At 66.8% G+C, this 13311-nt stretch carries 13 protein-coding genes; 6 read left to right on the plus strand and 7 right to left on the minus strand.

Annotation, left to right across the window (positions count from 1 at the left end; translation table 11 throughout):
* Positions 1-1610: 3-hydroxyacyl-CoA dehydrogenase family protein (locus VKI00_RS16705; RefSeq protein ID WP_324439256.1), on the plus strand; the 1610-nt coding region annotated here is incomplete at its 5' end.
* Positions 1611-1676: 66 nt separating this feature from the next.
* On the opposite strand, the gene VKI00_RS16710 is transcribed toward VKI00_RS16705, so the two are convergent.
* The 3 genes from VKI00_RS16710 to VKI00_RS16720 all read right to left on the minus strand — a co-directional run bounded on the left by VKI00_RS16710 (position 1677) and on the right by VKI00_RS16720 (position 4303).
* Positions 1677-2273, minus strand: a complete 597-nt coding sequence (locus tag VKI00_RS16710; RefSeq protein ID WP_324439258.1) for a class I SAM-dependent methyltransferase — start codon at positions 2271-2273, stop codon at positions 1677-1679.
* A gap of 187 nt (positions 2274-2460) precedes the next feature.
* Positions 2461-3090 (minus strand): class I SAM-dependent methyltransferase, encoded by a 630-nt coding sequence (locus tag VKI00_RS16715; RefSeq protein ID WP_324439259.1) that lies wholly within the window; start codon positions 3088-3090, stop codon positions 2461-2463.
* Positions 3080-4303 (minus strand): FAD-dependent monooxygenase, encoded by a 1224-nt coding sequence (locus tag VKI00_RS16720; RefSeq protein WP_324439261.1) that lies wholly within the window; start codon positions 4301-4303, stop codon positions 3080-3082. Before VKI00_RS16720 ends, VKI00_RS16715 begins: the two co-directional genes overlap by 11 nt.
* A 79-nt stretch (positions 4304-4382) precedes the next feature.
* Here VKI00_RS16720 and VKI00_RS16725 point away from each other — a divergent pair, with 79 nt between their 5' ends.
* Both VKI00_RS16725 and VKI00_RS16730 read left to right on the plus strand, forming a co-directional pair.
* Positions 4383-4922: a TetR/AcrR family transcriptional regulator gene (locus VKI00_RS16725; protein ID WP_324439263.1), complete on the plus strand. Its 540-nt coding sequence runs from the start codon at positions 4383-4385 to the stop codon at positions 4920-4922.
* Between the two features lie 26 nt (positions 4923-4948).
* Positions 4949-5938 carry an LLM class F420-dependent oxidoreductase gene (locus VKI00_RS16730; RefSeq protein WP_324439265.1) on the plus strand — a complete coding sequence of 330 codons (990 nt, stop codon included), beginning with the start codon at positions 4949-4951 and terminating at the stop codon, positions 5936-5938.
* On the opposite strand, the gene VKI00_RS16735 is transcribed toward VKI00_RS16730, so the two are convergent.
* Complete coding sequence (locus VKI00_RS16735) at positions 5935-6228, minus strand: putative quinol monooxygenase (protein ID WP_324439267.1); 294 nt, start codon at positions 6226-6228, stop codon at positions 5935-5937. The genes VKI00_RS16730 and VKI00_RS16735 overlap by 4 nt on opposite strands.
* A gap of 134 nt (positions 6229-6362) precedes the next feature.
* On the opposite strand from VKI00_RS16735, the gene VKI00_RS16740 reads away from it, so the two are divergent.
* Both VKI00_RS16740 and VKI00_RS16745 read left to right on the plus strand, forming a co-directional pair.
* Positions 6363-6776: a Zn-ribbon domain-containing OB-fold protein gene (locus VKI00_RS16740; RefSeq protein ID WP_324439269.1), complete on the plus strand. Its 414-nt coding sequence runs from the start codon at positions 6363-6365 to the stop codon at positions 6774-6776.
* A gap of 23 nt (positions 6777-6799) precedes the next feature.
* Complete coding sequence (locus tag VKI00_RS16745; RefSeq protein WP_324439310.1) at positions 6800-7945, plus strand: thiolase family protein; 1146 nt, start codon at positions 6800-6802, stop codon at positions 7943-7945.
* On the opposite strand, the gene VKI00_RS16750 is transcribed toward VKI00_RS16745, so the two are convergent.
* Both VKI00_RS16750 and VKI00_RS16755 read right to left on the minus strand, forming a co-directional pair.
* Positions 7942-9591: a DNA repair helicase XPB gene (locus VKI00_RS16750; protein WP_324439271.1), complete on the minus strand. Its 1650-nt coding sequence runs from the start codon at positions 9589-9591 to the stop codon at positions 7942-7944. The two genes, VKI00_RS16745 and VKI00_RS16750, sit on opposite strands and share 4 nt — an antisense overlap.
* Before the next feature lie 9 nt (positions 9592-9600).
* Entirely contained in the window at positions 9601-11865 is a 2265-nt protein-coding gene (locus VKI00_RS16755; RefSeq protein WP_324439273.1) for a helicase-associated domain-containing protein, read from the minus strand.
* A gap of 109 nt (positions 11866-11974) precedes the next feature.
* On the opposite strand from VKI00_RS16755, the gene VKI00_RS16760 reads away from it, so the two are divergent.
* A complete protein-coding gene (locus tag VKI00_RS16760) occupies positions 11975-12175 on the plus strand; it encodes a hypothetical protein (protein ID WP_324439275.1) in 201 nt (66 codons plus the stop codon).
* Positions 12176-12195: 20 nt separating this feature from the next.
* On the opposite strand, the gene VKI00_RS16765 is transcribed toward VKI00_RS16760, so the two are convergent.
* Complete coding sequence (locus VKI00_RS16765; RefSeq protein WP_324439277.1) at positions 12196-13308, minus strand: transglycosylase family protein; 1113 nt, start codon at positions 13306-13308, stop codon at positions 12196-12198.
* Between the last annotated feature and the right edge of the window lie 3 nt (positions 13309-13311).

Raw genomic sequence — 13311 nt, forward strand, 5'->3', positions numbered from 1 at the left:
AGGCCAAGGAGATCGGGCTCGTCGACGAGCTCGTCGGCTCGGTCGACGAACTGGTGCCCGCCGCCAAGGCGTGGATCAAGGCCAACCCCGACTCGCACACTCAGCCGTGGGATGCCAAGGGCTACAAGATGCCTGGCGGTACTCCGGCCAGCCCGGCGCTGGCCGGTATCCTGCCGTCATTCCCGGCGCTGCTGAAAAAGCAGCTCAAGGGTGCGCCGATGCCTGCGCCGCGGGCGATCCTGGACGCGGCCGTCGAGGGCGCGCAGGTGGACTTCGACACCGCCAGCCGGATCGAGAGCCGCTACTTCACTTCTCTGGTCACCGGCCAGGTCGCCAAGAACATGATTCAGGCGTTCTTCTTCGACCTGCAGCACATCAACGGCGGTGGCTCACGCCCCGACGGCATCGAGCCCGTCAAGATCCACAAGATCGGTGTGCTGGGCGCGGGCATGATGGGCGCCGGCATCGCGTACGTATCGGCCAAGGCCGGCTTCGACGTGGTGCTCAAGGACGTCAGCCTGGAGGCCGCGGAGAAGGGCAAGGGCTACTCGGAAAAGCTTGAGGCCAAGGCACTTCAGCGTGGCAAGACCACCGAGGAGAAGAGCAAGGCGCTGCTGGACCGCATCACCCCGTCCGCCGACCCCGCCGACTTCAAGGGTGTCGACTTCGTGATCGAGGCGGTGTTCGAGAACCAGGACCTCAAGCACAAGGTGTTCCAGGAGATCGAGGACGTCGTCGAGCCCAACGCGCTGCTCGGGTCGAACACCTCGACGCTGCCGATCACCGGTCTGGCGACCGGCGTGAAGCGGCAGGAGGACTTCATCGGGATCCATTTCTTCTCGCCGGTCGACAAGATGCCGCTGGTCGAAATCATCAAGGGCGAGAAGACTTCTGACGAGGCGCTGGCCCGCGTGTTCGACTACACGCTGGCCATCGGTAAGACCCCGATCGTCGTCAACGACAGCCGCGGTTTCTTCACCAGCCGCGTCATTGGCACGTTCGTGAACGAGGCGTTGGCGATGTTGGGCGAGGGCGTGGAGCCCGCCAGCATCGAGCACGCCGGTTCGCAGGCCGGCTACCCGGCGCCGCCGCTGCAGCTCTCCGACGAGCTCAACCTGGAGCTGATGCACAAGATCGCCCTCGCCAGCCGCAAGGGCATTGAGGACGCCGGCGGCAAGTATGAGCCGCACCCGGCGGAAGCCGTCGTCGAGAAGATGATCGAGATCGGCCGGCCCAGCCGCCTGAAGGGTGCCGGCTTTTACGAATACGTCGACGGCAAGCGCACTCAGCTCTGGCCGGGTCTGCGGGAGACGTTCAAATCCGGCGCGTCGGAGCCGCCGCTGCAGGACATGATCGACCGGATGCTGTTCGCCGAGGCGCTGGAAACCCAGAAGTGCCTTGACGAAAACGTGCTGACCTCTACCGCGGACGCCAACATCGGGTCGATCATGGGCATCGGCTTCCCGCCATGGACCGGTGGCAGTGCGCAGTACATCGTCGGCTACCAGGGCGCGCACGGCACGGGTAAGGACGCCTTCGTCTCGCGGGCTCGCGAGCTGGCAGCCAAGTACGGTGACCGTTTCCTGCCGCCGGACTCGTTGACGTCGTAATCCCAGCGAGCAGAAGCGGAATCGGATAGGCACGCCGAGCGTGGGTGCGATTCTGCGTCTGCTGGCTTACTGGCGGGGCTGTAAGAGGGAGTAGTGGCCGTTGCCGAAGCGGGCCATTTCCGGTGCGTCGCCAGCGGACAGCAGCGTCCACGCGGGAGTGAAGCGGCGTTCGATTTCGGCCCGAGTGATGCCGCGGACACCAAATTGCTCACCGGGATCAAGCCCGCCAATCAACAGCCGCGCGTCCGGCGCTGCCACCGCGGTAACCTCGCGGACATACGCGTCACGGTCCTCGTCAGTCAGGTTATGTAAGCAGCCGTTGTCGACGATCAACGTAAAGCCGGTCCCCACACCGGCCGAGCTGAGGTGGGTGACATCGGCCTGAACGAAGTTGACCGAGGCTTGGCGGGCTTGCGCCTTGGCGCGCGCCTTGGCCAGCGCCCTCGGCACGAAGTCCACACCGGTGACCTGCCACCCGTGCTGCGCCAAATAGATGGACGCGTCGCCGGTACCGCACCCGACGTCGAGTGCGGTGGCGGCCGGCAGGGCGGGCGAGCCGTTGCCTTCGACGAGGTCGTGCAGACTTTTCGCCAGCGGATGGCCATCCCACGGTGTGAAACCGACTCGGTACATCGCGCGGAACAACATGTTTCGAGATGCCATCACTCGACGGTAGACTCCATCAGTTTCCTGGTGCCAATGTAGATCTGACTGACCCGTGCATCGGCTTAGTGCTGCCCGATCTCGTGATGACCCGTTGCGGAGGTCCGGAAGTTCTCCCGGGTCCGTCTCAAACAGAGGCCACGCAAGGGGTGTCACCTCCCGCGACCGGTTTTCGCGGACCAGTGCGTCAATTCTGGCGCTGTAACATGTAGCTGCGCGCGGTGAATCGCGCCGCGAACCGGTTCTCAGCTGTCCACCGCGGTTCGTCAGTCGCCGACAGCAGCGCCCAGGTGGGCGTGAATCGGCGCTCGATCTCGGCTTGATCGACTCCCGCAGGTCCGAAACGGCCCGCGGGTTTGAAAGCGATCATGAGCAGCCGCGCGCCCGGGGCGGCCGCCGCGCTGATCTCCTGGACGTAAAGGTCACGATCGCCGTTGCTCATGCCGTGGAAGCAGCCGTTGTCCACGATCGCCTGGAAGGGCCCGTTGATTCCGGCCGCACTCAGGTGCCTGACGTCGGCGTGCACGAAGTTGACGTCGGCATTCGCGGCGCGGGCCTTGGCGCGCGCCTTCTCCAGCGCCTCCGGCGTGAAGTCGACGCCGGTGACGTGCCAGCCGTGTTGGGTCAGATAGATCGACGAGTCTCCGGTGCCGCATCCGACGTCGAGCGCATTGCCCGCTGGAAGTGCAGGTGATCCGTTGCCTTCGATCAGGTTTCGCAGACTCTGCGCCAGCGGGTGGTTGTCCCAGGGCGTGAAGCCAAGGCGGTAAAACAGCCGGAAGAGAGTTTGCTTCGAACCTAAAAGATCAAGCTTCATGTTGGCTATGTTGCCAAACCGCGGAGTAATCGGGCACCCGCATCGAGTCGTGCATCCGCACACCCTTGGTGTTGAACTTCGCGACCGCCCGGGTGAGCGATGCCGGCAGCAACGAGACCAACTGGACGGCCTGGCTCATTGCCCAAGCCGCGGCACGGGACGAGGGAACGAGGCTTTTGGCCGCCCCGCGCGCAAAGGCGCGACTGCGCAGCACGGGTTCACGCATCGTGGATTCGTAGGCTGAGAACGCCGCCGGGTAATCGCCATGTGCGCGGGCCAGTTCGCCGGCCAACACGTACGCGCCCACGACCGCGAGGCTGGTACTGCCACCCACCGCGGGTCCGGGGCAGTACCCGGCGTCGCCGACCAGCGTGACGCGCCCACTGGACCAGCTGTCGAGTTGCAACTGGGTGATTGAGTCGAAGTAAAACGACGGCGTGTGGTCGAGCTCATCCAGCCACCGGTCCACCTCCGAGTCCATCCCAGCGAACACGTCGCCGAGTAATTGCTTCTGCCGCAACACATCTCGGTGATGGTACTGAAGTTCCTCCTTGCTGCGGAACATGAACAATGCGCGCGCGTCGTCCAGGTGTTGTGCGCTGTAGATCCCGGCGAGGCGGCCGGCGCCGAAGTGAACGACCATCTCGCCGTCGACCGAGAGCGATTTCGGCGCCGACAGAACCGCCAGATAGCCGCCGATGAACCTGGTTAGCCCGGCCTCGTCGCCGAAGACCAGGCGCCGAACGTTGGAGTGCAGCCCGTCGGCGCCAACGACAACGTCGAACCTTCGGGGTGCTGCGTTCTCGAATGTCACGTCGCCGTCGTCGGCGATGACAGTGATCGAGTCGCCGAACAGATACTCGACGTGGTCGCGGCCGGCGTCATAGTAGATCTCGCTGAGGTCGTCGCGCATGATCTCCACGTGCTGATCGGACGCGGCGGCCACGATCTTGGTGAGATCGATGCGTGCCGCTCGCCGGCCCTTGCGGTGCAGCGTCAGCGCGTCTGTTCCGGTTGCGAGCTCCTCGATGCGGGGCAGGACGCCCATCTTCGACGAGATCTCCATCGACGGTCGGAATAGATCGACGGCATGGCCACCGGTCTTGCGTAACGTTGGCGCGCGCTCGACGACGGTGACGTCGAAACCGGACCGCGTCAGCCAGTAGGACAGCACCGGCCCGGCAATGCTGGCACCGGAGATGAGGATCCGCATCGCGCACCTCCCTGCTTACTTAACGATCGGTAAGCTTACCATCACACTTACCTATCGGTAAGTCAGATAAACTCGCAGGATGAGCAGGCCCCGCTCGGACACGCGCGAGCGCATCCAGGATGTCGCCCGCGAACTGTTCAAGCAGCAAGGTGTGCAGCGCACCAGCTTGCAGGACATCGCCGACAAGCTCGGACTCACCAAGCCGGCGCTGTACTACCACTTCGCGTCGCGTGAGGACTTGGTTCGCAGCATCGTGCAGCCATTGATCGACGAGGGCGAGCGGTTCATCGCCAACCACGAAAACACCCGCGATGCGACCCCACGTGAATTGCTGGAGGGGTATTTCGACTTTCACTTTGAGCACCGCGGCGATCTGGTGTTGGTGGTTACCGAGTTGACCACGCTGGCCGATCTCGGCTTGATCGACCAGCTACTTGCATGGCGCGACCGGCTGGGGAAGCTGGTTTTCGGTCGGCGTCCCACGCTGGCGCAGTCGACACGCGCGGTTATCGCGTTCGGCGGTCTGCAGGACTGCTGTCTGCAATTCCCGGACACGCCCTACGACACATTGCGGCGAGCGGTTGTCGAGGGAGCACTGGCCGCCCTCGGAATCGACTAATAGTCGCCGGGCTAGAGTCCCAAACTATGCGATTCGGACTCTTCATTCCGCAAGGCTGGCGCCTGGATCTGGTCGGGATTGACCCCGCCAAGCACTGGGCGGTGATGCGCGACCTGGCCACCCACGCCGACGACGGCGCGTGGGACTCGCTGTGGGTCTACGACCACTTCCACACCGTGCCGATGCCGACCAGCGAAGCCACCCACGAGGCGTGGTCGCTGATGTCGGCCTACGGGGCGACCACGTCGCGGATCAAGCTCGGCCAGATGTGCACGGCGATGAGCTACCGCAATCCGGTCTACCTGGCCAAGGTTGCCGCCACCGCCGACATCATCTCCGGTGGCCGTATCCAGATGGGTATCGGTGGCGGCTGGTATGAACACGAATGGCGCGCTTACGGTTACGGATTCCCGTCGGCGGGGGTGCGGCTGGGGCGGTTGGACGAAGGCGTGCAGATCATGCGCGACGCCTGGCGCGACGGCAAGGTCAGCTTCGACGGTAAGCATTACCAGGTCGACGGCGCGATCGTGGCTCCGAAGCCCTTGCAAGACAATGGGATTCCGCTGTGGATCGCCGGCGGCGGCGAGAAGGTGACCTTGCGCATCGCCGCGAAATACGCGCAGTACACCAACTTCACTCCCGAACCTGCCGGATTTGCTCACAAGTCCGAAGTGCTTGCGGGACATTGCCGCGACGTGGGCACCGACTACGACGCGATCGTGCGCTCGGTCAACGTCAACGCCGTCGTCGGCACCTCGGAGGCCGACGTGAAAGACCGGTTGGACCGCATCCGCGACCGGCTCGCCGGCTACATACCGGAATCCGCGGCCGACGCGATGGTCAGCGGCACCACCGGGCCCGAGTCGGCGGCCGGCACCGCGGAACAGGTGATCGAACGGCTGCAACAGCTGCGCGGCCTGGGCTGCGAGTACGTGATCTGTAATTTCCCGGAGGCCGCCTACGACCGTTCGGGGATCGAGCTGTTCGAACGAGAAGTGATTCCCGCATTCAGCTAGACGTCGGTGGTGCTGTACCGCGTCTTGACCGGAGGCGCGGCCAGCAGCGGCGGCAGCTGCGTCACCTTGCCTTCGCCGGCGCGAAACCTGCGGTAGGCCTCGTCGTGCTCAACCGAATCCCACAGCTCGTAGATGATCCAGTGCGCTTCGTCGTCCTCGTCGACGAGCACGTCGGTCCGCAGGTTCCCGTCGAATGCCCGGGTGTCTTGCAGTGCCCGGCCCATGAGTTCGCGCCCCGCGGCGACCTCGTCGGGCTTGAACCTGAGTTCGAGTAACACGGTGACCGCCATGGTGGCCAACCTAGTCCAGGGCTGCCGTGTGCTTGCTTTGAGAATGGGATTTCCACTTTTCTACAAGGCTGTTATACGGTTCAGTGAGCAATGTTCTGGTCGCTGGCTGTGGATGATCGCAGGAGGATCGCCCGATGCAGAAAGCTCTTGCCCCCGACATTTCGACGTGGCCCGACGACAGCCCGCAGCTGATCGGCAGTCGATGCGGCGAGTGCGGCGCCACCACCTTCCCCGTGCAGCGGCGGTGCCCGCGCTGCAGTGGCGGCGAGATGAGCGAGTTGTTGCTGCCGCGCAGCGGAACCCTGGTGGCGTGGACCACCCAGGGTTTCCCGCCCGGCGCTCCCTACGCCGGCCCGACCGGCGACGATTTCGTGCCGTTCGGCGTGGGGCTGGTTCAGCTCGGTGATGTGATCCGAGTCGAGGGCCGGCTGACCGAGAACGACCCGGCCAAGCTGAAGTTCGGCCAGCCGGTCGAGCTCACCATGGTGCCGTTTACCACCGACGCTGACGGCAACGAGATCGTCACGTTCGCGTTCCAGCCCGTCTGAGGAGGAGCTGCGAGATGAGCAACATGAGTAACGATGTAGCCATCATCGGCGTGGGCCTGCATCCGTTCGGCAGGTTCGAGAAGACCGCGATGGAGATGGGCGCGGAGGCCATCCAATCCGCGTTGACCGACGCCGGCGTGGACTGGAAGGACATCCAGTTCGGGTTCGGCGGCAGCCACGAAGTGTCCAACCCCGACGCGGTGACCCGGCTGGTCGGGCTGACCGGCATCACCTTCACCAACGTCTTCAACGCCTGCGCCACCGCGGCCAGCGCGATTCAGCAGACCGCCGACACCATCCGATTGGGCAAGTACGACATCGGCATCGCCATCGGGATGGACAAGCACCCCCGCGGTGCCTTCACCGACGACCCCGCCAAGCTGGCGCTGCCGCAGTGGTACGCGCAGAACGGGCAGTTCGTCACCACCAAATTTTTCGGAATGAAGGCCAACAAGTACTTACACGACCACAACATCTCCCAGGCCACCCTGGCCAAGGTCGCCGCCAAGAATTTCCGCAACGGCGCGCTAAACCCGAATGCGTTCCGCCGCAAGCCAATTCCGGAAGATCAGATCCTCAACTCGGCGGTGCTGAATTACCCGCTGACGCAGTACATGTTCTGCGCCCCCGACGAGGGTGCGGCCGCGGTGGTGATGTGCCGTGCTGACATGGCGCACAAGTACACCGACAAGCCCGTGTATGTGCGCGCGTGTGAGATCCGCACCCGCCGGTACGGCGCTTACGAGGTGCACGCCACCTTCGCCCCGCTGGACGAGGACGTCTCGCCGACGGTGTATGCATCCAAGGCGGCCTACGAGGCCGCGGGCATCGGGCCCGAGGACGTCGACGTCGCCCAACTGCAGGACACCGACGCCGGCAATGAGGTCATCCACATGGCCGAGACGGGCCTGTGCGCCGACGGCGAGCAGGAGAAGCTGGTGGCCGACGGCGCCACCGAGATTCACGGCTCGATGCCGGTCAATACCGACGGCGGGCTGATCGCCAACGGCGAGCCGATCGGCGCATCGGGGCTGCGGCAGATGCACGAGCTGGTGCGCCAGCTGCGCGGCGAAGCGGGCGAGCGTCAGGTGCCCGGCAATCCGCGCGTCGGCCTGGCGCAGGTGTACGGCGCCCCGGGGACCGCGTCGGCGACGATCCTGTCGCTCTAGATCGCCGGGCCCAGCAGGTCGTCGGCGTCGCGGATCACGTAGCCGTAGCCTTGCTCGGCCAGAAACCGCTGCCGGTGCGCGGCGTACTCGGCATCTTGGCTGTCGCGGGCCACCACCGAATAGAACACCGCCCCGCCGCCGTCGGCCTTGGGCCGCAGCAGCCGGCCCAGCCGCTGCGCCTCCTCCTGCCGTGAGCCGAATGTCCCGGAAACCTGCACCGCCACAGCGGCTTCCGGCAGGTCGATGGAGAAGTTGGCTACCTTGGACACCACCAGGGTGCTGATCTCACCACGTCGGAAGGCGTCGAACAGCGCCTCGCGCTCGGCGGTCTTGGTGGACCCCTGGAGGACCGGGGCATCCAGCACGGCTCCGAGCTCGTCGAGCTGATCGAGGTAGGCGCCGATCACCAGCGTCTGCTCGCCGGGGTGGTGGCTCAGGATCGACTTGACCACCGCGATCTTCGAATGCGCCGTCGAGCAGAGCCGATAGCGCTCCTCGGGTTCGGCGGTGGCATACGTCATCCGCTCGCTGTCGGTCAGCGTGACCCGTACCTCGATGCACTCCGCCGGCGCGATCCAGCCCTGCGCCTCAATGTCTTTCCACGGCGCGTCATAGCGTTTCGGGCCGATCAGCGAGAACACGTCGCCCTCGCGGCCGTCCTCGCGGATCAGCGTCGCCGTCAACCCTAGCCGTCGTCGAGACTGCAGATCGGCGGTCATCCGGAACACCGGCGCCGGCAGCAGGTGCACCTCGTCGTAGACGATCAACCCCCAGTCGCGGCTGTCGAACAGTTCCAGGTGGCGGTACTCGCCCTTGGTGCGACGGGTGATCACTTGATAGGTGGCGATGGTGACCGGCCGGATTTCCTTGCGCTCCCCGGAGTATTCGCCGATCTCCTCGTCGGTCAGCGAGGTGCGGGCGATCAATTCACGTTTCCATTGCCGGCCGGCGACGGTGTTGGTGACCAGAATCAGAGTCGTCGCACTGGCTTTCGCCATGGCCGCCGCGCCGACCAATGTCTTGCCCGCTCCACACGGCAGCACCACCACGCCCGATCCGCCGGCCCAGAACGACTCGGCGGCCATCTCCTGATAGTCGCGCAGATGCCAGCCGTCCTGCTTGAGGCTGATCGGATGTGCCTCGCCGTCGACATATCCGGCCAGATCCTCAGCGGGCCAGCCGATCTTGAGCAGCATCTGTTTGACCCTGCCCCGTTCACTGGGGTGCACGATGACGGTGTCATCGTCGATCCGCGCACCCAGCATCGGCGCGATCTTCTTGTGGCGCAACACCTCTTCGAGCACGGCGCGGTCCAGGCTGACCAGTGTCAGGCCGTGGGCCGGGTTCTTGACCAACTGCAGCCGCCCGTAGCGCGCCATGGTGTCGACGATGTCGACCAGCAGCGGCTGCGGGACGGCATAGCGCGAGAAGCTGACCAACGCGTCGACCACTTGCTCGGCGTCATGGCCCGCGGCGCGCGCATTCCACAACGCCAAAGGCGTGATGCGGTAGGTGTGCACGTGCTCGGGTGCGCGCTCGAGTTCGGCGAACGGCGCGATCACCGCCCGCGCAGCACCCGCCAGCTCATGGTCAACCTCGAGCAGCACCGTCTTGTCGGACTGCACGATCAACGGCCCGTCAGTCATAGAACTCCATTATCCGGCGTCCTCCGACATGACCGAGGTGATGCGGTGCACGGCGAACTCACGTGCGCGCCCGGAGGCGGAATCGAACGCCACCAGCTGCCCGCCGGCCACGGTGATCGGCGACACCACGCGCTGGGTGGCCACCCCCGCGGCATCGACGTATCCGATCACCACGGTGTCCTGCCGCTGGGCGGCGCGCTGCAGCAGCGACATGGCCACCGCCGGGTCAATCCGGATACTGCCGAACGGTGCGGTGGTCACCTTGCGGAGCACCCCGACGACGGCGCTCAGGCTTTCGGCGCTCGGGCGCGGAATCGATCGGTGCGGTCGACGCCGCTGCGGCGTGGGTACCCGCGCGCCGCGGGCCCGGATGTCGACGATGGTGCCGGTGGAGTCCTCGGCGGCCGGGGCGAAACCGGCGTCCTGCAACGCCGCGAGCACTTCGCTGATCGGCGCCTGGGATATCGCCACCGTCGGCGCGAGCGCACGCAGGCCCAGCGCGCCGGCCTCGGCGGAGGCCACCGCCTGGGCAAGCAGCGTCGGGTCTTCGCATCGCACGAACGATGCGGCCATGCCGATCCGCAATTGCCCGTGCCGGCGCGCAACGTCGTCGATTAGGTAGGTAAGCCCTTGTGGCACAGTCGTTTTGGAGTGCCGGTCGAACAGCGTGTGCAAGGCGTCGGCGGTTTTGCCGATATCCAAGGCATGTCGGATGGACTGTTCGCTGACGCGGTACACCATCGCCGTGCCCGCGGACTCGACGGTCGCCACCGCTGAAAGCTCCTCGGCGAGATGGCGTTCCAGTGGCCCAGGAACCACGACGGTCAGATCGGCCTGCACCAGGAAGTGATCGATCGGCGCGGGCAAGGCGCGTTCCATTGCGGCGACGACATCGGCGTCTGCACCTTTCAGGCCGTCGTCAACCAACGCGCGGCCGGGCGTGCTGATCGATCCGCGGCCCACCAATCCGACCAAGTGTGCCTCTTCCAGCAGGTCTGCCACTGGCGCCGGCTGCAGCCGCTTGGTCCAGCGCGGCCGCCGCCAGATCAGCGCCGCCGACGCGGTGTTCTTGTTCACTCCCGCGCCGGGTGGCAGCTCGGCCAGCATGCCCAGCAGCAGCCGGCGGTCCAGCGGGGCCGCCGTCGAGTACAGCGAATCCGACAGCGCAGCATAGGGTTTGGCGTCAGGCCCGCGGGACCCGATCAGCGCCGGACGGGCCGGCAGATCCAGCCAGGTGCTGGCCAGCAGATACCAGCGGTCGGCGGGCGACGCCTCGGCGAACCGGTCGGCGGCCACGGTCGGCGCCCAGTAGGGCGCCTCACCCCCGGCCGGTTGCGGGTCGGGGAGGCCGCCGGCGATCAGGCCCGCGGCGGACGCCAGCTCGAGGATCAGGCCCAGCCGGGCCTCGTCGATGCCGGTCACCTTCGCCAGCCGCCTGACCTCGCGCACCCCTAAGCCGCCGCTGCGCAGCTCGGAAATCGGTGCCGCGCCCAGTGTTTCGAGCAACACGTCGAGTTCGCGTAGCAGGTCGATGGCCGCGCCGGCCGCTACGGCATCGGCGTCGGCGGCCGTGGTGGTGGCGACCACCGGATCCGGCGCGGCCAGCTGCGCCGGCCCGGGTTCCTCGCCGCGTAGCACCTGCCCGACATGGCGCGGCAGGATCACCGTGTCCGCGTCGATTCGCCGCAGCAGTCCCACCGCGAGCAGTTGTGGCACGGGGCGATCCGCTGGGGCCCCGGGTGCGGCGTCGCGGGTGCGCCCCAGCGGCGAGCCTTCCAGCAGCTTGTCCAGCAGCTCGCGCTGCGGGTCGTCGAGGCCGTCGATCAACTCGGCGATCTGCTCGGCGCTCTGCGAGGCGTCTTCCAGGGTCACTTGTCCGGGATGCCACGACAGCCCGGCCCCGGCATCGGGGGCGACTCGCAGCGAAATGTCACCCCAGACCAGGGCGCGTTCCTTGAGGTCGTCGAGGGCGCCGAGCACCTCGGCTTCGGGTGCTCGATCGCCGGTCAGTGCGAGCAGCTTGGCGACGGGGACCGGCGCGGTATCGGCGTGCAGTACCAGCAGCGCGTCGATCACGGCGAGCCGCAGAAAGTCCAGTTCGTCGGTGGCAGCCTTGACCGACTGGCGGGCCTGGGCGCGGGCCGCGAGGGCCGCAATGCTGCCCGGCGGCGGCTGGGCAAGGTCGGGTCGCAGCTCCAGCAGACGGATCAGCCGCTCGTCGGGCAAATCGGCCAGCCAGGACCCCAGCGGGATGCCCGGGGTGTGTTCAGTCATTGCTGACCAGCGTAAAGCAGCCGGGCGAGTGGGACTTCCGAGGCGACGGCGTCATACCGATCGGACAGCCCAGGCTTCATGAGCGCGCAGGACCTGTCAGAATAGGCGCGTGGCTGACAACGCTGACAACAAGGCGCAGAAGACCCGCTACGTCGACAAGGGCTGGCCGACGACCAACCCGGACGACCACGCAGTGAGTGAACTGGCAACCGATCGGACAGGCGCACTGTCTCCCTATGGCGACGTGGTCTTCCCGCTGCCCGCCGACGAGTTGCCGTATCTGCATCCCGTCACGGTGGTCAACCGCTAGGCGGCCGTTGCCCGCGCCGTTTAGGCGAGCGCGGACAAAGCCGTGTTGCCGCTCACGCTTTGCGACTGGATGGCTTTGAGCAGGTCTTTGACGTAGCTCGGGTCCACGTTCTGCGGCAGCCCATTGGTCGGCAGCCCATTGGTCGGCAGGCCGTTAGTGGGGAGCCCGTTGGTGGGCAAGCCATTGGTGGGCAAGTTCGCCGGATCGAGCAAGGGTGCGAGCTGCTGCGGCACCTGAAGGTCGTGTATCGCGGTCCCCGCGGCGGCCGGATCCGTCGGTAGTCCCTGGACATTCGGTAGCCCCGGAACGTTCGGCAGCCCCGGAACGGTCGGCAGGACCGGTGCCGGGTCGTTGGCGAAGGTCCAGTGCGCCACTTCGGTGGCCTGGTGGACGTCCAACGGTTCGTCCGCGGGCGGGGGCGGTGCGGGTGCGTCGGCCGGTGCCGCGGCGTCGGCCGGTGCCGGTGGCGGGGCGTCGACAGCGGCCGGCTCGACCGGTGCCGGATCGGCCGGCGGTGCCGGTGGCGCGGGGTCGGCGGGCGGTGGCGGCGCGGGCGCTTCGAAGGCAGCCGGCTCGACCGGTGCCGGATCGGCCGGCGGTGCCGGTGGCGCGGGGTCAGCGGGCGGAGGCGGCGGGGGAGGGTCGAATGCGGCCGGCTCGGCAGGCGGTGGTGGCGGGGGGGCGTCTGGTGGGGGCGGCGGTGGTGCGTCTGGCGCAGGCGGTGGTGGTGCGTCCGGTGCGGGCGCATCGGCGACGACGTTGCGCGGCGTCGCGGCCCCGAGTCCGTGGCCGCACACCGGCCAGGCGCCGCGGCCCTGGGTGGCAAGAACCCGCTCGGCGACGGCGATCTGCTGATCGCGAGTGGCCTGGTTAGCGGACGGGGCGAACTCGCCGCCGCCGTGCGCGGCCCAGGTGCCCGACGAGAACTGCAGTCCGCCGTGGTACCCGTTGCCGGTGTTGATGGCCCAGTTACCGCCGGACTCGCAGCCGGCGACAGCGTCCCATTGCTCGTTGGTAGCCGCGGACGCGTGACCCGCAAGTGCGACGCCACCGCCACCGAGCACAGCACCGGTGAATGCGAGTTTGGCGACACTGATGTTCGAAGTGGTGGGCTTACGATGCCGTCCGCTCATACG

It is taken from the genome of Mycobacterium sp. (genome assembly GCF_035314665.1).
Lineage (GTDB): Bacteria > Actinomycetota > Actinomycetes > Mycobacteriales > Mycobacteriaceae > Mycobacterium.